The sequence below is a fragment of the Streptomyces sp. NPDC008317 genome, assembly GCF_042955955.1.
Taxonomy (GTDB): Bacteria; Actinomycetota; Actinomycetes; order Streptomycetales; family Streptomycetaceae; genus Actinacidiphila.
In genome coordinates this window covers 92,050-108,947 of record NZ_JBIBFQ010000010.1, presented here as the reverse complement: position 1 = coordinate 108,947, position 16,898 = coordinate 92,050, and the positions used below count along the sequence as shown (strand labels likewise).

The 16,898-nt window shown below is 71.6% G+C and carries 16 protein-coding genes; 8 read left to right on the top strand and 8 right to left on the bottom strand.

Going from position 1 to position 16,898, the window contains the following annotated elements:
- Nucleotides 1-53 precede the first annotated feature (53 nt).
- From ACFY9V_RS29075 to ACFY9V_RS29060, 4 genes are read left to right on the top strand one after another with little or no spacing between them, the layout of a single operon-like run.
- Nucleotides 54-1,394 (top strand): extracellular solute-binding protein, encoded by a 1,341-nt coding sequence (locus tag ACFY9V_RS29075; RefSeq protein ID WP_391163612.1) that lies wholly within the window; start codon nt 54-56, stop codon nt 1,392-1,394.
- An 11-nt stretch (nt 1,395-1,405) separates the two neighbouring features.
- Nucleotides 1,406-2,404, top strand: a complete 999-nt coding sequence (locus ACFY9V_RS29070; RefSeq protein WP_355338998.1) for a sugar ABC transporter permease — start codon at nt 1,406-1,408, stop codon at nt 2,402-2,404.
- Complete coding sequence (locus ACFY9V_RS29065) at nt 2,397-3,266, top strand: carbohydrate ABC transporter permease (protein ID WP_355338995.1); 870 nt, start codon at nt 2,397-2,399, stop codon at nt 3,264-3,266. The genes ACFY9V_RS29070 and ACFY9V_RS29065 overlap by 8 nt, the downstream gene beginning before the upstream one ends.
- A 19-nt stretch (nt 3,267-3,285) precedes the next feature.
- Entirely contained in the window at nt 3,286-4,641 is a 1,356-nt protein-coding gene (locus ACFY9V_RS29060) for a GH1 family beta-glucosidase (RefSeq protein WP_355338992.1), read from the top strand.
- A gap of 74 nt (nt 4,642-4,715) precedes the next feature.
- On the opposite strand, the gene allB is transcribed toward ACFY9V_RS29060, so the two are convergent.
- Complete coding sequence (gene allB, locus ACFY9V_RS29055) at nt 4,716-6,077, bottom strand: allantoinase AllB (RefSeq protein ID WP_391163611.1); 1,362 nt, start codon at nt 6,075-6,077, stop codon at nt 4,716-4,718.
- A gap of 225 nt (nt 6,078-6,302) precedes the next feature.
- Between allB and ACFY9V_RS29050 the strand changes: the two genes are divergently transcribed.
- Nucleotides 6,303-7,079: an IclR family transcriptional regulator C-terminal domain-containing protein gene (locus ACFY9V_RS29050; protein ID WP_391049472.1), complete on the top strand. Its 777-nt coding sequence runs from the start codon at nt 6,303-6,305 to the stop codon at nt 7,077-7,079.
- A gap of 79 nt (nt 7,080-7,158) precedes the next feature.
- Here ACFY9V_RS29050 and ACFY9V_RS29045 read toward each other — a convergent pair whose 3' ends face one another.
- Together ACFY9V_RS29045 and ACFY9V_RS29040 are read right to left on the bottom strand one after the other, a co-directional pair.
- Nucleotides 7,159-7,476, bottom strand: a complete 318-nt coding sequence (locus ACFY9V_RS29045) for a DUF5955 family protein (protein WP_355338983.1) — start codon at nt 7,474-7,476, stop codon at nt 7,159-7,161.
- A 72-nt stretch (nt 7,477-7,548) separates the two neighbouring features.
- Entirely contained in the window at nt 7,549-9,267 is a 1,719-nt protein-coding gene (locus ACFY9V_RS29040) for a hypothetical protein (RefSeq protein ID WP_391163610.1), read from the bottom strand.
- Between the two features lie 118 nt (nt 9,268-9,385).
- On the opposite strand from ACFY9V_RS29040, the gene ACFY9V_RS29035 reads away from it, so the two are divergent.
- The 3 genes from ACFY9V_RS29035 to ACFY9V_RS29025 all read left to right on the top strand — a co-directional run bounded on the left by ACFY9V_RS29035 (nt 9,386) and on the right by ACFY9V_RS29025 (nt 12,365).
- Nucleotides 9,386-10,051, top strand: a complete 666-nt coding sequence (locus ACFY9V_RS29035) for a nucleotidyltransferase family protein (RefSeq protein WP_355338977.1) — start codon at nt 9,386-9,388, stop codon at nt 10,049-10,051.
- 129 nt (nt 10,052-10,180) lie between these two features.
- Nucleotides 10,181-11,800: a malate synthase A gene (gene aceB, locus ACFY9V_RS29030; RefSeq protein ID WP_355338974.1), complete on the top strand. Its 1,620-nt coding sequence runs from the start codon at nt 10,181-10,183 to the stop codon at nt 11,798-11,800.
- Between the two features lie 76 nt (nt 11,801-11,876).
- Entirely contained in the window at nt 11,877-12,365 is a 489-nt protein-coding gene (locus ACFY9V_RS29025) for a GNAT family N-acetyltransferase (RefSeq protein ID WP_391163609.1), read from the top strand.
- Here ACFY9V_RS29025 and ACFY9V_RS29020 read toward each other — a convergent pair.
- The 5 genes from ACFY9V_RS29020 to uraD form a co-directional block, all read right to left on the bottom strand.
- The gene (locus ACFY9V_RS29020) at nt 12,346-13,137 is read right to left on the bottom strand and encodes an NAD(P)H-binding protein (RefSeq protein WP_391163761.1); all 792 of its coding nucleotides are present in this window, start codon (nt 13,135-13,137) and stop codon (nt 12,346-12,348) included. The genes ACFY9V_RS29025 and ACFY9V_RS29020 overlap by 20 nt on opposite strands.
- Before the next feature lie 393 nt (nt 13,138-13,530).
- Nucleotides 13,531-14,901: an 8-oxoguanine deaminase gene (locus tag ACFY9V_RS29015; RefSeq protein WP_391163608.1), complete on the bottom strand. Its 1,371-nt coding sequence runs from the start codon at nt 14,899-14,901 to the stop codon at nt 13,531-13,533.
- 11 nt (nt 14,902-14,912) lie between these two features.
- Nucleotides 14,913-15,851, bottom strand: coding sequence for a factor-independent urate hydroxylase (pucL, locus tag ACFY9V_RS29010; protein ID WP_391163607.1), 939 nt, complete (start codon nt 15,849-15,851; stop codon nt 14,913-14,915).
- A 5-nt stretch (nt 15,852-15,856) separates the two neighbouring features.
- Nucleotides 15,857-16,234 (bottom strand): hydroxyisourate hydrolase, encoded by a 378-nt coding sequence (uraH, locus tag ACFY9V_RS29005; protein ID WP_391163606.1) that lies wholly within the window; start codon nt 16,232-16,234, stop codon nt 15,857-15,859.
- The gene (uraD, locus tag ACFY9V_RS29000; RefSeq protein ID WP_391163604.1) at nt 16,231-16,812 is read right to left on the bottom strand and encodes a 2-oxo-4-hydroxy-4-carboxy-5-ureidoimidazoline decarboxylase; all 582 of its coding nucleotides are present in this window, start codon (nt 16,810-16,812) and stop codon (nt 16,231-16,233) included. The genes uraH and uraD overlap by 4 nt, the downstream gene beginning before the upstream one ends.
- Between the last annotated feature and the right edge of the window lie 86 nt (nt 16,813-16,898).

The following is a 16,898-nucleotide window of genomic DNA, read 5'->3' as shown; positions in this document are numbered from 1 at the left end:
GCACAGGCGCTGTTCACTTCCTGAAGCGAACCCACCTCTGAGAGGGACCCGTTATGCGCACCTCCAGCACCTCCAGCAGACTCCTCGCGGCCACTGCCCTCGTGGCCGCGCTCGGTCTCACCGTCTCCGCCTGTGGCGGCTCGGACGACAGCAGCAGCGGCGGCAAGAGCACCAGTGGCGGCGGCGGCAAGACGCTGACGTACTGGGCCAGCAACCAGGGCACCAGCCTGGACAACGACAAGCAGGTGCTCACCCCCGAACTCGCCAAGTTCACCCAGCAGACCGGCATCAAGGTCAAGCTGGAGGTCATCCCGTGGTCCGACCTGCTCAACCGGATCCTCGCGGCGGCCACTTCCGGCCAGGGTCCCGACGTGCTGAACATCGGCAACACCTGGTCCGCCTCCCTCCAGGCCACCGGCGCCCTGCTGCCCTTCGACGACGCGACCTTCGCGAAGATCGGCGGCAAGGACAAGTTCGCGCCCGCGTCGATCGCCGCCGCCGGCGCGGCCGGCAAGGACCCGGCCGCGGTGCCGCTGTACTCGATGGCGTACGGCCTGTACTACAACAAGAAGATGTTCGCCGACGCCGGCATAGCCAACCCGCCCAAGACCTGGGACGAACTGGTCGCCGACGGCAAGAAGCTCACCAAGGACGGCCACTACGGCCTCGCGGTCGAGGGCGGCAACGGTTCCGAGAACATCCACCACGCCTTCGTGCTGGCCAAGCAGCGGGGCTCCGACTGGTTCGACGCGTCCGGCAAGGCGACCTTCGACACCCCGAACAACGTCGCCGCGGTGAAGCAGTACGTCGACTTCATCGCCAAGGACAAGATCGCCGCGAAGGGCAACGCGGAGTACGCGCAGAACCAGACCATCACCGACTTCGCCACCGGCAAGGCCGCGATGATGATGTGGCAGTCCGCCGCCACCTCGATCAAGTCGCACGGCATGAACCCCGACCAGTACGGCGTGGTTCCCGTCCCGACCCTCCAGGCGGGCGCGACCGGCGACGCCGGTGTGACCTCGATGGTCGCCGGTATCAACATGGCGGTCTTCAAGAACTCCAAGAACATCGACGGCGCCCTGAAGTTCGTCAACTTCATGACCAGCGACGCCGAGCAGAAGACCCTCAACTCGACGTACGGTTCGCTGCCGCCGGTCAAGGCCGCGCAGAGCGACCCCGCCTTCCAGACCCCGGACCTGAAGACCCTCGCGAGCGTGCTGGGCAGCTCCGCCGCCCCGCTGCCGCAGGTCGCCAACGAGGCCCAATTCGAGACCCTGGTCGGTACCGCGGTCAAGGACCTGTTCGCGGACGCCGCGGCCGGCAAGGACGTCTCGACCGACTCCGTCAAGGCCGCGCTGACCAAGGCGCAGCAGCAGATGCCCGCTTCCTAAGGATCGGCTCCATGACTGCCACTGCCCCTCCTCGGAGCGCTCCCGAGGCCGGCCCCTCCGACGGCAAGCCCGTCGGAAGGGGCCGGCTCCGGCCGCGTATTCCCGCTCGGCTGCGCCGCGTCGGCGTGCCGTACCTCATGCTCTTCCCCGCACTGATCCTGGAACTGCTGATCCACCTGGTGCCGATGGTCGTCGGCATCGTGATCAGCTTCAAAGGGCTCACGCAGTTCTTCATCCGCGACTGGGGCAGCGCGCCCTGGACCGGTCTCGACAACTACCGCGTGGCGGTCAAGTTCGACCAGCCCGTCGGCGAGGCGCTGCTGCACTCGTTCTGGGTGACCGTCATGTTCACCGTCCTGTCGGTCGGCCTGTCCTGGCTGATCGGCACCGCGGCGGCGATCCTCATGCAGGACGCCTTCCGCGGCCGGGCGATCATGCGCGCGATCTTCCTGGTGCCGTACGCGCTGCCGGTCTACGCGGCCGTCATCACCTGGGCGTTCATGTTCCAGCAGGACACCGGCCTGGTGAACCACGTACTGCACGACCAGTTGCACCTCACCTCCAACAAGCCGTTCTGGCTGATCGGTGACAACAGCTTCTGGGCGCTGGTCATCGTGTCGGTGTGGAAGTCCTGGCCGTTCGCGTTCCTGTGCCTGATGGCCGGTCTCCAGAACATCCCGCGCGAGCTGTACGAGGCCGCGGCGATGGACGGCGCGGGCATCTGGCAGCAGATCCGCAAGATCACCCTGCCGTCGCTGCGGCCGGTGAACCAGGTACTGGTCCTGGTGCTCTTCCTGTGGACGTTCAACGACTTCAACACGCCGTTCGTGCTCTTCGGCAACTCCGCACCGCACGCGGCCGACCTGATCTCCATCCACATCTACCAGTCGTCGTTCATCACATGGAACTTCGGCTCGGGCTCGGCGATGTCCGTGCTCCTGCTGCTCTTCCTGCTCGTGGTGACCGCGTTCTACCTGCTGTTCACACGGAAGCGGGAAGTCGATGCCTAGGATCCCCGTGCAGCCGTCGCCGATGGCCTCCCCGAAGTCCTTCCTGTGGACCCGCCGGGTCGTTCTGACCCTGCTGCTGCTCTTCGTGCTCACTCCCGTGTACGTGATGCTCAGTTCGTCGCTGAAGCGGTTGCAGGACGTGCAGGGCACGTTCCACTGGATACCGAACGGCCTCACCCTGCGGCCGTACGTCGACATCTGGAAGACCGTGCCGCTCGGGCACTACTTCATGAACTCGCTGATCGTGTCGGTGAGCGCCACCCTCTTCTCGGTGGTCATCGCGATCTTCGCGGCGTACGGCGTGAGCCGCTACCGCTTCCCCGGCCGCCAGTTCTTCACCGTCACGGTGCTGTCGACGCAGATGTTCCCCGGCATCCTGTTCCTGCTGCCGCTGTTCCTGATCTTCGTCAACATCGGGAACAGCACGGGCATCCAGCTCTACGGCAGCAGGCTCGGCCTGATCATCACGTATCTGACCTTCTCCCTCCCCTTCTCCATCTGGATGCTGGTCGGGTACTTCGACTCCATCCCGCGCGACCTCGACGAGGCCGCGAAGGTGGACGGCTGCGGCCCGCTCGGCGCGCTGTTCCGGGTCGTCGTGCCGGCCGCCATCCCCGGCATCGTCGCCGTGTGCGTCTACGCGTTCATGACGGCGTGGGGCGAAGTGCTCTTCGCGTCCGTCATGACCAATGACTCGACCAGGACACTCGCCGTGGGCCTGCGCGGATACGCCAGCCAGAACGACGTGTACTGGAACCAGGTCATGGCCGCGTCGCTCGTGGTGAGTGTGCCGGTGGTCGCCGGATTCCTCCTCCTCCAGCGTTACCTCGTCGCCGGGCTCACCGCCGGCGCCGTCAAGTGACCCCACCGAAAGGCTGCTTGTGAACGACCTCAGCTCTCTTCCCGCCGATTTCGTCTGGGGCGCGGCCACCGCCGCCTACCAGATCGAGGGCGGGGTGGACGAGGACGGCCGGGCCCCGTCCATCTGGGACACCTTCTCCCGAACCCCCGGCAAGGTCGCGGGCGGCGACACCGGCGACGTCGCCTGTGACCACTACCACCGCTGGCCCGAGGACCTGGAGCTGATGCGCGCCCTGGACCTCGACTCCTACCGCTTCTCGATCGCGTGGCCGCGGGTGATCCCGCAGGGTTCCGGCGCCGTCAACGCCGCCGGACTCGCCTTCTACGACCGGCTGGTCGACGCCCTGCTCGAAGCGGGCATCACGCCCAACGCCACGCTGTACCACTGGGACCTGCCGCAGGCGCAGCAGGACAGGGGCGGCTGGCCCGAGCGGGAGACCGCCGAGCGGTACGGCGAGTACGCGGCCGTCGTCGGGCAGGCGCTCGGCGACCGTGTCAAGGACTGGGCGACGCTCAACGAGCCGCTGTGCTCGGCGTGGATCGGCCACCTGGAGGGCACCATGGCCCCCGGCTGGACGGACCTGACGGCGGCGGTCCGCGCCTCGTACCACCTGCACGTCGGCCACGGCCTGGCCGTGCAGGCGCTGCGCGCGGCCCACTCCGATCTGCGGATCGGCATCGTGAACAACCTCAGCCCGTGCGAGCCCGCCACCGACCGCGACGCCGACGTGGCCGCCGCCCGGCGCGCGGACGGACACACCAACCGCTGGTGGCTGGACCCGATCCACGGCCGCGGCTACCCGCAGGACATGGTGGAGCTGTACGGCGTGGACCTGCCGATCAAGGACGGCGACCTGGAGTCGATCGCCGCTCCGCTGGACTGGCTGGGTCTGAACTACTACTTCCGCAATGTCATCACGGACGACCCGACGGGCCCCGCGCCGTACGCCAAGTCGGTGTACCTGCCGGGCGTCCGGCGGACCGCGATGGACTGGGAGGTCAACGCCGACGGCCTGGAGCAGCTTCTGGTCCGGCTCTCCGAGGAGTACGGCGCGAGCCGGATCTTCGTGACGGAGAACGGTTCCGCCTACCACGACACCGTCGGTCCCGACGGACAGGTCGACGACCCGGAGCGGGCCACCTACCTGGAGGAGCACCTGGCCGCCTGCGCAAGGGCGGTCCGCCGCGGGGTGCCGCTGGCCGGTTACTACGCCTGGTCGCTGCTGGACAACTTCGAGTGGGCGTACGGCTACGACAAGCGCTTCGGTCTGGTGCACGTCGACTACCCGACGCAGAAGCGCACGATCAAGGGCAGCGGTCGCCGCTACGCGGACATCATCGCCGCCCATCGGCGCCGGGTGCGGCGCGCGGCCTGAGATCGCGGTCGCGGATGAGGGGTGCCGTCCCGGGGATGCGGCACCCCTTCCGCGCGCCCGCCCCTGACGGGGTCTCAACTCCCGTCGGCCGGCCGTTCGATGAGCCGGCCGACGGGCTCGCCGGTCACCGCGCCGTGGTCGGCGATCCGCTCGCCGCGCAGCCAGGTGCCGCGTACGACACCGTGCAGGGTCCTGCCCGCGTAGGCGGTGATCGGGTTGCGGTGGTGCAGGCGGGCCGGGTCGACGGTGAAGGTCTCCTCGGGGGCGAGGACCGCGAAGTCGGCATCGTAGCCCGCGGCGATGGCGCCCTTGGCGGTGAGTCCGGCGAGCCGGGCGGGTCCCGCGGACATCCAGCGGGCGACGTCGGCGACGGTGTGGCCGCGGCGCCGGGCCTCGGTCCAGACCGCGGGCAGGCCGAGTTGCAGCGAGGAGATGCCGCCCCAGGCGGCGGCGAAGTCGCCGGTGTCCTTGCGCTTGAGGTCGACGGTGGACGGCGAGTGGTCGGAGACCACGCAGTCGATGGTGCCGTCGGCCAGCGCCCGCCAGAGCGCGTCCTGGTTGGCGGCCTCGCGGATCGGCGGGCAGCACTTGAACTCCGTTGCCCCGTCCGGGACTTCCTCCGCGGTCAGGGTGAGGAAGTGCGGGCAGGTCTCCACGGTGACGCGGACGCCCTCGCGCTTGGCCGCGGCGATCAGCGGCAACGCCCCGGAGGAGGACAGGTGCAGCACATGGACGCGGGCGCCGAGCCGCTCGGCCAGCGCGATCAGACCGGCGACGGCGGTGTCCTCCGCGGCGCGCGGCCGGGAGGCGAGGAAGTCGGCGTAGTGCGGGCCGCCGCGCCGCGGGGCGCCGTCGATCAGCCCCGGGTCCTCGGCGTGCACGATGAGCAGGGCGTCGAACCGGGTCAACTCGGTGAGGGCTTCCTCCAGTTCGGCCGGGTCGAGCTGCGGGAACTCGTCGACGCCGGAGTGCAGCAGGAAGCACTTGAAGCCGAAGACGCCCGCGTCGTGCAGGGGTTGGAGGTCCTTGACATTGCCGGGGACTGCGCCGCCCCAGAAGCCGACGTCGGTGTGCACCCGGCCGCGCGCGGTGTCCCGCTTGACCGTCAGATGCGCGGTGGTGGTGGTCGGCGGGACGCTGTTGAGCGGCATGTCGACGAGCGTCGTGATGCCGCCCGCCGCAGCCGCCGCGGTGGCCGTCGCGAAGCCTTCCCACTCCGTGCGGCCGGGGTCGTTGATGTGCACGTGGGTGTCGACCAGGCCGGGCAGCAGGACGTCGTCGCCGAGGTCGACCACGCGCGCACCGGCCGGGTCGGGGGTCTCGTAGGGCCGCACCGCGTTGATCACTCCGCCGCTGACGGCGACCGCCGCGGGCCGTTCGCCCTCCGGCGTCACGACGCGCCGCGAGCGCAGGATCAGTTCCTCCGCGTCCTTCACGTACCCTCCCACCACACCTTCAACAATTCGTTGAAACGCAATGTGCAGGAAGATCCCGCACACCGTCAAGGGCGTGTAAGCTTCCGCAGAGCGGAAACCGCATTTCGCAACACCGTCGGCACGGCTGGTGACCTGGCCGCCGACGCCTTCGCGCACTGCCGTACCGCCGTACCACCGCACCGCCATGATTGCCGACGAACGCCGACCTTGCCGAGGGGATCGCACGTGTCTGCTGACCGCGCCGGGGGCGTCCAGTCCCTCGAACGGGCCTTTGACCTGCTGGAGCGCATGGCGGACGCGGGCGGCGAGGTGGGGCTCAGCGAGCTGTCCTCCAGCAGCGGGCTCCCGCTGCCGACCATCCACCGTCTGATGCGCACCCTCGTGAGCTGCGGATACGTCCGCCAGCAGCCGAACCGCCGCTACGCGCTCGGCCCCCGCCTGATCCGCCTCGGCGAGACCGCCTCCCGCCTGCTCGGCACCTGGGCCCGCCCCTACCTCGCCGAACTGGTCGAGGCCACCGGCGAGACCGCCAACATGGCGCTGCTCGACGGCGACGAGGTCGTCTACGTGGCCCAGGTCCCCTCCCGCCACTCCATGCGGATGTTCACCGAGGTCGGCCGCCGCGTCCTCCCCCACTCCACCGGCGTCGGCAAGGCCCTGCTCGCCGACGTTCCCCCGGAGGAGGTACGCGCCCTGCTCGCCCGTACCGGCATGCCCGCCGCCACCGACCGCACCATCACCGACCCGGACGACTTCCTCACCGAACTCGGCCGCATCCGCGCGATGGGCTACGCCGTGGACGACAACGAACAAGAGGTCGGCGTCCGCTGCCTCGCCGTCACCGTCCCCGACTCCCCCACCGCCGCGGCCATCTCCATCTCCGGCCCGGCCGGCCGCGTCACCGAATCCGCCACCGACAAGATCATCCCCGTCCTCCACGAGGTGGCCCAGGCCCTGTCGCTCGCCCTGGCCACCACGACGGCGCCGTCGCCGTCCTCCTGAGGCGCACCTCCTGCGCCCGTCCATGGACCGGGACCGGCCCACGCACGGGCGGCACCCGTAAAGAACGGCACCCGCACGGTCAGCACGTCGGCGTCGCGCGCTCCACCGTTTCGTGCAGCTCCGCGAGCGGTTCGGTCAGGGCGCTGACCGAACCGAGAGCGGCGGCGACGAGTAAAAGAGAGTGCCGAACGGCCTCGGCGTCGCGTATCGCGGCCGGCGCCGGCTGCGCGGCGAGCCTGGCCAGGACGGCCAGCTCGTCCTCCGCGACGGCGCGGTCCGGCAACGCCGGGCGATACGCCGCGAGTTCCCGTTGAACGCGAGCCACCGCCGCCCGTAATTCCGCCGCCCCCGGCGCACTGACCACCTGTGTCTCCCCCAGCGCGTACTTCTGTCTCACACCCACTCCGCCCCCGGTTCTCCGACGTGGCCTCCGGGGCCGATCAGTTAACGCGAAGCGAAGCCGGTCGCGCTATACGGTCTTCGAAAAATGCGCCAAATTCACTGTGCCGAGCGCTTGTGGGTTTGGAATGCCGTCCTGGTTGGCCTCGGCGCTGCGCCCCTCGGTCCGCCACACGGTGACGTCCAGACTGGCACTGGGTGCCGGAGCGCCCTTCGGCGTCAGCGTGCGGAAGACGACCAGCGCGACCGTGCCGTCGGCGGACTGTACGCAGACGCGCGAGCCCGCGCTCACCGAGTCCCGCGGGATGGAAGGGCTTGCGGCGGCGGCGCCGCGGCAGCCCGCGAGGGTGTCGGGCGCTGCCGGGTCCAGCAGGGCGACGGTGCCGTGGGCGGGGTCGGTGCCGAACGCCTCGGGCTCCGGGGTGAAGCCGATGTCCCCGGTGAAGGGGCCGGGGAGCACCACGGGCGGGTCCTGGGTCAGCGACAGGCCCGAGCCCGCCGGGAGCCGTATGCCCGCGTAACGGATGCCGCTCGGCTGCTCGGGTGCGCCGGTCGCGTCCCCGCCTCCTGCGCCGGAGTCCGGCGGCGAGGTGGTGGGCGCCGCGGCGGGCGCGGTGGAGGCGGTGGACGCGCCGCTCGCGCGGTGGTCGTCGTCGGAGCGGTCGAGGAGGACGGCCCCGACGGCGGCCACGACCGCCATGGCGGCGACCGCCGCCAGGACGGTGCCGCCCCGGCGCCGGGCGGGCGGGCGCGGGAGGTGCGGCAAGTGCGGCAGGTGGGGGCGGTACGGTACGTGCCCGGCGCTCGGCCGCGCCCACCCGTGGTGCAGCGATCCCGGATGCCCGGTCGGCGGCGCCACCGGTATCGGCGGCGCGGGCGGCGGCATCGCCGGAACGATCGCCGCCAGCAGCGCGGGCGGCAGCCACCGGTCCGCCCGCCGCCGCGACGCGTCGGGCGCCGCCTGCGCGCACATCGCGATGATCTGCGCGGGCGACGGCCGCAGCGCGGGGTCCTTGATCAGGCACCGCGTCACGATCTCCCGCAGCTCCCCCGGCAGCTCGTTGAGATCCGCCTCCCCGCCCCCGACGGCCGCCCCTCCGACGGCCGCGTACGCGGCGATCAGCCCCAGCGAGAACACATCGGCCGCGGGCCCCCCGGCCTTCCCCGCCAGCTGCTCGGGCGCCAGGAACGCCGCCGCGGCGGGCGGCTCGTCGGCGACGGGTTCCCCCATGAGCGAGACGGGCGCCGGTCCCTGGGCGGGCGAGCCCTCCGCGGCGCCCGCGGGCGCCGTCCGGCTCGCCGACGACGCGGCGGCTGACGTATCGGATGCGGCCACGCCCGTCAGGGCGAAGTCCTTGACGCGGGGGCCGTCGGCGGCGAGGAGGACGTGGGCGGGGGTGAGGGCGGCGTGGGTGAGGCCGCGGTGGTGGATGGTGCGCAGCGCTTCGGCGATTCCGGCGACGAGCCGCAGGACGCTGGGGACGGGGAGCGGCCCTGTGGTGGTGACGGCGGTGCGCAGCGAGAGGCCGGGGACGTAGGCGGTGGCGAGCCAGGGGCCCGCGCCGGAGTCGTCGGCGCCGCCGTCGACGAAGGGGACGACGTAGGGCCCGTGCACCTGCCGCAGGGCGTGGACGTCGGGCGGGAGCCGGTCGATCAGGCGGAGCGCGACCGGTATGCCGCCCGGCGCGTGCGCGAGGTAGACGCGCCCGCCGAGCCGCGCGCTGATCCGGTAGCCCGGGACGCCGGTCGGATCCTCGGCCGTCAGCGGCTGGAAGTGCTGAGCGCCCATCAGTCCCCGTTCCCTCGGCCGGTCACCGCCCCTTCCGGCCCCCACGCCGACGATACCGGAACACGCCACGCCGACCGCGGCCTGTTCGGCCATGGTCCCGTCACGGTATGCAGGAGTTATGCACACAAAGGGCGAGGTAGCCGGACTGCTGCTGGCGGCCGGTGGCGGGCGGCGGCTGGGCGGGCGGCCGAAGGCGCTGCTGCCGTACGAGGGGCGGCCGTTGGTGGAGCACGCGGTACGGGTGCTGCGCGCGGGCGGCTGCGGCCCGGTGCACGTGGTGCTGGGCGCGGCGGCCGACGAGGTGGTGGAGCGCGCCGACCTCTCCGGCTGCGTGGTGGTGCGCAATCCGCGCTGGGAGGAGGGCATGGGCTCCTCGCTGCGGGCCGGGCTCGCCTCGCTCGCGGCGTCGGCCGACGCCCCGGCCGCGGCGCTGATCGGCCTGGTGGACCAGCCCGGCGTGGGCGCGGCGGCCGTCGCCCGCGTGCTGGCGGCGGCCGGTGGAGGCGAGGCCCTGGTGTCGGCCCTGGCCTGCGCGGTGTACGACGGCAGGCGCGGCCACCCGGTGCTGATCGGGGGCGCCCGCTGGGCCGGGGTCGCGGGCAGCGCCACCGGGGACCGCGGGGCGCGTACGTATCTGCGCGAGCACGCCGACCACACCGTGCTCGTGGAGTGCGGTGACATCGGCGACCCGGCCGATATCGACACCCCCGCCGACCTGGGGCTTCTCCGGCCCGCCCCGGACCCGGCGGAGCCTGCGGCTGCACCCCGTGCCACAAAGCGTTGAACTTCCGCACTGTGAAATCTATACTCCACCTTGCAGAACCGCCCGTACCTCGGACCGGCCCTGGCACCCGGTGCCAGTCCCGCACCCCGGCGGGCGCCAGACACACTCGCACTCTGGAGCAGTGACAGCATGTCCGCATCAGCGCCGTCTCCGGCCGTCGTCTCCGAGGCCGCCGGGCCCGTCCCCCGCGCGGAGGAGGTGCTGACCCCCGAGGCGCTGGTGTTCCTCGCCGAGCTGCACCGCCGTTTCGCGCCCCGCCGCGCCGAGTTGCTGGCCCGCCGCCAGGAGCGGCGCGCCGGGATCGCCCGCACCGGCACCCTCGACTTCCTCCCGGAGACCGCGCACATCCGGGACGGCGACTGGCGGGTCGCCCCCGCGCCCGCCGCGCTCGACGACCGCCGGGTGGAGATCACCGGCCCCACCGACCGCAAGATGACCATCAACGCGCTGAACTCCGGCGCGCGGATCTGGCTCGCCGACTTCGAGGACGCCTCCGCCCCCACCTGGGAGAACGTCATCGGCGGCCAGGTCAACATGATCGACGCCTACGAGCGCAGGATCGACTTCACCTCCCCCGAGGGCAAGTCGTACGCGCTCGGCGACCCGGCGGACCTGGCCACCGTCGTGATGCGCCCGCGCGGCTGGCACCTGCCGGAACGCCACCTCACCGTGGACGGCGAGCAGATCCCCGGCGGCCTGGTCGACTTCGGCCTGTACTTCTTCCACAACGCCCAGCGGCTGATCGACCTCGGCAAGGGTCCGTACTTCTACCTGCCCAAGACCGAGTCGCACCTCGAAGCCCGGCTGTGGAACGACGTGTTCGTCTTCGCGCAGGACTACGTGGGCGTCCCGCAGGGCACCGTGCGCGCGACCGTGCTGATCGAGACGATCACCGCCGCGTACGAGATGGACGAGATCCTGTACGAACTGCGCGACCACGCTTCGGGGTTGAACGCGGGCCGCTGGGACTACCTCTTCTCCATCGTCAAGAACTTCCGTGACGGCGGCGCCCGTTTCGTGCTCCCGGACCGCAACGCGGTGACGATGACGGCCCCGTTCATGCGTGCGTACACCGAACTGCTGGTGCGCACCTGCCACAAGCGCGGCGCGCACGCGATCGGCGGGATGGCCGCCTTCATCCCGTCCCGGCGCGACGCGGAGGTCAACAAGGTCGCGTTCGAGAAGGTCAGGGCGGACAAGGACCGTGAGGCCGGGGACGGTTTCGACGGCTCGTGGGTCGCGCACCCCGACCTGGTGCCGATCGCCCGCGCCTCCTTCGACGCGGTCCTCGGCGACCGGCCGAACCAGAAGGACCGGCTGCGCGAGGACGTGCACGTCACCGCGGCCGAACTGATCGACATCGCCTCGCTGGACGCGAAGCCGACCTTCGACGGGCTGCGCAACGCGGTGCAGGTCGGCACCCGTTACATCGAGGCGTGGCTGCGCGGCCTCGGCGCGGTGGCGATCTTCAACCTGATGGAGGACGCCGCCACCGCCGAGATCTCCCGCTCGCAGATCTGGCAGTGGATCAACGCGGGGGTCGTCTTCGAGAACGGCGAGAAAGCGACCCACGACCTCGTGCTGCGGGTGGCCGCCGACGAACTCGCCGCGATCCGCGAGGAGATCGGCGAGGAGGCGTTCGCGGCGGGCAAGTGGACCGAGGCCCATGAGCTGCTGCTGCGCACGGCGCTCGACGCGGAGTACGTCGACTTCCTGACGCTGCCCGCCTACGAGTTGCTGGCGGACTGAGCCCCGGCGCCCGGGAACGGCCGCCGCGCCGAAACGCGCTTGCACCCGGCGCCGGCGGCCGTTCATGCTGCTCCGCATGCTCATCCGTGATGTGACCGAGGCCGACTGGCCGCTGATCTGGCCGTTCCTGCGGCGGATCTGCGCGGACGGCGAGACCTTCAGCTATCCGACGGACATCCCGGAGGCGACGGCCAGGGACTACTGGCTGCTCGCGCCGCCCGCGCGGACGGTCGTGGCCGTCGGCGACGACGGCACGGTGCTCGGCACCGCCAAGATGAACGCCAACCAGGGCGGCAACGCCGCCCATGTCTCCAGCGCCAGCTTCATGGTCGACCCCGCGCACCGCGGCCGCGGTGCGGGCCGCGCGCTGTGCGAGGAGGCGCTGCGCTGGGCGGAGCGCGAGGGCTTCCGCGCCATGCAGTTCAACGCCGTGGTGGAGTCCAACACCTACGCGGTGAAGCTGTACGAGTCACTGGGCTTCCGGGTGATCGGTACGGTCCCCGAGGGGTTCCGGCATCCGCGTCTGGGCTATGTCGGCCTGCACATCATGCACCGGGCGCTGTGAGCCCCGGCTTCCTCGGCGGGGTGCGGGCGGCGAGCCAGGAGTCGTAGGTGATCCGGCCGTCGGCGTGATCGGGGGTCAGATTGCCGCCCGCGCGCAGCGCGCCCGCCAGGGCGCCGGGCAGCCGCAGCGGTACGACGAGCCTGCGGCGGCCCGCCGCGCGCAGGGTCGCGCGGGTCAGATCGGCGGCGCTGCGGATCTGCGGACCGCCCAAGTCCGGTGCGTGGCCCACGGGTTCGCCTCCGGCCAGGTCCGCGAGCCGGTCCGCGACCTCGGTGACGTCGACCGGCTGGAAGCTCACTCCGGACAGCGTCAGGATCGCGGGCAGCCGTCGCTGCGCGACGGTGAGCCGGGCCACCAGGTCGTGGAACTGCGTGGTGCGCAGCACCGTCCACGGCAGCCCGCACTGCTCCACGACGGTCTCCGCGGCGAGTTTGGCGCGGTAGTAGCCGAGCGGGACGCGGTCGACGCCGACGATCGAGATGTACACCAGGTGCGGGTCGCCGCCCGCGCGCACCGCCGCTCCGGTCAGCCGCTCGGTGGCCTCGACGTCGCCGCGGCCGTTGGTGGTCGCGCAGTGCGCGATCGTGCCGACGCCGTCGAAGAGCGCGCCGTCGATGCCGACGCCGGTCCGCAGGTCGCCGACCGCCCACTCGTACGGCCGCGCGTCGTCGGCCCCACGCGGGCCGCGGCTGAGCACGCGTACCGGGCGGCCGGCGGCGAGCAGCCGGTCGACCAGCGCGCGGCCGAGGGTGCCGGTGCCGCCGGTGACCAGGGTGACGGCCCCCGTGGCGGGCTCGGCGGCGGAGCCTTCGGCGGATACGGGCTCGGTCGGGCTCACGGGCGCTCACCTCTGGCTGTGGCGGAATCCTGCCTGCCGCGCCCCGCACCCGGCGGGGTGCGGACGTCCGGCTGAACGCATAGTAAACGGCGCGGAGCGGGAGGTCGTCGCGTACCCGCCGTGGCGCCCGGCCCCGGTGCGCGCGCCGGGGTGCGCGCCGGGGTGCGGGCCGTGGTTTCGGGGAGGCACCGCCCCCGGAGCCGCGGGGCCGACCGTGGTCCCACGGTCCGGGGGCGGTGTCGCCGGACCCGTGTCAGGACAGGGTCCGGCTACCGGTCGGGGGCCGTCCCTCCCCGACCGGTCGCTTTCACGGCGGTGCCTACGGTGTTACGCCAGGCCCGCGATCCGCGCGAGGCGCTGCGCCTCGGTCCTGGTCAGCCGCGCGATGGCGTCCTCGTCGGCGCGGGTGAGCCGGTTGTTCTCGACCACCGGCACACCGTTGACCAGCGACAGGGTGACCGGGGCCGCCGCGCCGAAGACCAGCGCGGCGACGGGGTCGGCGATCGAGGCGTGCGCGATGCCGTCCAGCTTCCACAGCACGAGGTCGGCGAGCTTCCCGGCTTCCAGGGAGCCGATCTCGGCGGTACGGCCGAGCACGCGCGCGCCGCCGTACGTGCCCAGGCGCAGGGCCTGACGGGCGTTCAGCGCCTTCTCGCCGCCGCCGAGGCGGTTGATGAGCAGGGCGTTGCGCAGTTCGGTGTGGAGTTCACCGGACTCGTTGGACGCGGTGCCGTCCACGCCGAGACCGACCGGGACCCCGGCGGCGAGCATGTCGGGCACCCGGGCGATGCCCGCGGCGAGCCGGGCGTTGGACGACGGGCAGTGCGCGACGGCGGTTCCGGTCCGGGCGAAGGCGGCGATGTCGGAGTCGTTCATGTGGACGCAGTGCGCCATCCACACGTCGTCGCCGAGCCAGCCGGTGGACTCGAAGTAGTCCGTCGGGCCCATGCCGAACAGCTCGTGGCAGAACTTCTCCTCCTCCACCGTCTCGCTGCCGTGCGTGTGCAGCCGGACGCCCTTGCGGCGGGCCAGCACCGCGGCCTCGCGCAGCAGTTCGGTGGAGACCGAGAAGGGCGAGCAGGGCGCGGCGGCGATGTGCAGCATCGAGCCGAAGGAGGCGTCGTGGTGGGTGTCGATGGCCTCCTCGGTCGCGAGCAGCGCGCCCTCGGTGGTCTCCACGGCGAAGTCCGGCGGCAGTCCGCCGTCGCTCTTGCCGCGGTCCATCGAGCCGCGGGCGGCGGTGAAGCGCACGCCCAGTTCGGCGGCGGCGCGGATCTCGGCGCCGAGCAGGTCGCCCGCGCCGCGCGGGAAGACGTAGTGGTGGTCCATCGCGGTGGTGACGCCGCCGCGGGCCATCACGCCGAGCGAGCCGGAGGCCGCCGCGTAGACCATCCGCTCGTCGATCCGCGCCCAGGTCGGGTACAGCTCGACCAGCCAGTTGAAGAGGTTGCTGTTCTGGGCGAGGCCGCGGGTGATCCACTGGTAGAAGTGGTGGTGGGTGTTGACCAGGCCGGGGGTGACGAGGTGTCCGGTGCCGTCGATCCGGCGGGTGACGTTCTCCAGACCGGCCGGTGCGGGGCCCGCTCCGACGGACTCGATCAGATTGTCCGCGACGACGACGTGCCCGGTGGCGTACTCGGTGTCGTCGGCGTCGACGGTCGCGACGCCGCAGTTCTCGATGACGATGCGGTTGCTCATGGTGGTGCCTCTCAGTCCGTCACCGGGATGCGGGGCTCGGCGCCGTCACGCAGCACGGTGCCCTCGATGAGGCCGTACGGACGGTCGGCCGCGAGATAGACCTCGTTGTCGTTCGTGAGGCCGAACGGCTCCAGGTCGACCAGGAAGTGGTGCTTGTTGGGCAGTGAGAGCCGGACCTCGTCCACGTAGGAGCGGCTGGTGATGACCCGCGAGCCCATCGCGTAGAGGGTCTGCTGGAGCGAGAGCGAGTACGTCTCGGCGAACGCCTCCAGCAGGTCCGTGCGGACCTGCCCGTACGCCTTCTCCCACTGCGGGGCGCGCCGCTCGTCGCTGGTCCAGTTGAACCGCCAGCGGGCGGTGACCTCGGTGGCGAGGATGCGGTCGTACGCCTCTTTGAGGGTCGTGTACTCGTCCTTGACGAAGCCCCAGAACTCGGAGTTGGTGGAGTTCATGACCACCAGGTCCTTCAGGCCGGAGACGACCTGCCAGTTCTCGCCGTCGTAGCCGACCTCGGTGGTGCGGGTCTCCTGGCCCTTGCGGACGAAGGAGTGCTGGATCTCGTCGGCGCCGATGAAGCGGGAGGCCGCCTCGGAGGCGGCGATCCGCTCCCAGGAGTACTCCTCTATCCGTATCCGCGCCCGCTTGATCGGCTCCTGGCTGGTGACGAAGTGCCGGGCGAGGTGGATGCCGAACTGCTCGGCGGATTCGATGCCGTGTTCCTTGGCGAAGGCGAACACCGTGTTCTTGGTGGTGTCGGTCGGCAGCACGTTGGCGTTGGAGCCGGACAGGTGCACGTCGTCCATGTCGCCGGAGAGCGCGACCGAGACGTTCAGGTCCTTGATGTGGTGCGTGCCGCCGTCGCGGGTGATCCGGACGACGCGGTTCTCTGCCTTGCCGTACTGGTTCTGGCCGAGAAAAACCGGGTGGGACGGGCGGGAAGTGGCGGTCATCGGTGCTAGCTCCCTCGGTATACGGAGTAGCCGAACGGATTGAGCAGCAGCGGTACGTGATAGTGCTCGCCCGGCCTGACGGCGAAGACGATCGCCACCTCCGGGAAGAAAGCTCCGCTGTCCCTTGCGCGGGGGGCGTCCTGCTGTGCGTTGGCTTGGCGGGTGAGGTACGGCTCCACGTCGAAGTGCAGCCGTACGTGGGTGGTGCCTTCCGGCAGGGCCGGGAGATCCTTGCAGCGGCCGTCGGCGTCGGTCTTCGACGACCCGTGCGGCGACCAGATCCCGCCGGACGAGGCGCGCACCGACAGATGGACGGGCACGCCTTCCGCCGGGCGGCCGACGCTCGTGTCCAGGATGTGCGTGGACACCGACGTGTCGGTCATGAGGGATCTCCTTCGGACGCGGCCTCGCGTGCGGCTCCGGCTCCGGCGGTGCCACTGGTGCCGGTCCCGGTGTCGGCTCCGGCTCCGGCTCCGGCGAGGCGGGTGAGCCGGATGCGGTTGATCTTTCCCAGTTCGGCGCGGACGATCTCGCGTTCGGTGTCCGTGTCGTTGCCGATCCGCTCCTTGAGGGCGGCCAGCATCTGCTCACCGGTCCTGCCGGTGGCGCAGATCAGGAAGACATGGCCGTGCGCGTCCTGGTAGGCCAGGTTGAGCGCGAGCAGTTCCTCGCGCTCGGCCGCGCCGACCCCGCTCTGCTCCCGCGCCGACGTGGCGTCGCCCGGGGTCGGGCGGCCGATCGGCGGGTGTCCGGCCATCGCCTGCGCGAGGTCGTCCGCGGTGAGCGCCGCCATGGCGGTGTCGCTCGCCGCGAGCAGGTCGTCGAGGCGGTCGTACGGCCGTCCGGCGGCCAGCGCTGCGTCCCACGCCGTACTGGCGCACACCTCGTGGAGCAGCGCGGACGCCGCTGACGAGGTGGCCTCGTTGAGCCGGGAAAGACCCGGCGATGCGCTGGAAGTCACAGTCGCAAGCTAAGAGCCGCCGCCGTACGACGTCAACAGTTTGTTGAAAACTTCCGGTAACAAAGCCGTCCGGGGGCGGACGGAAG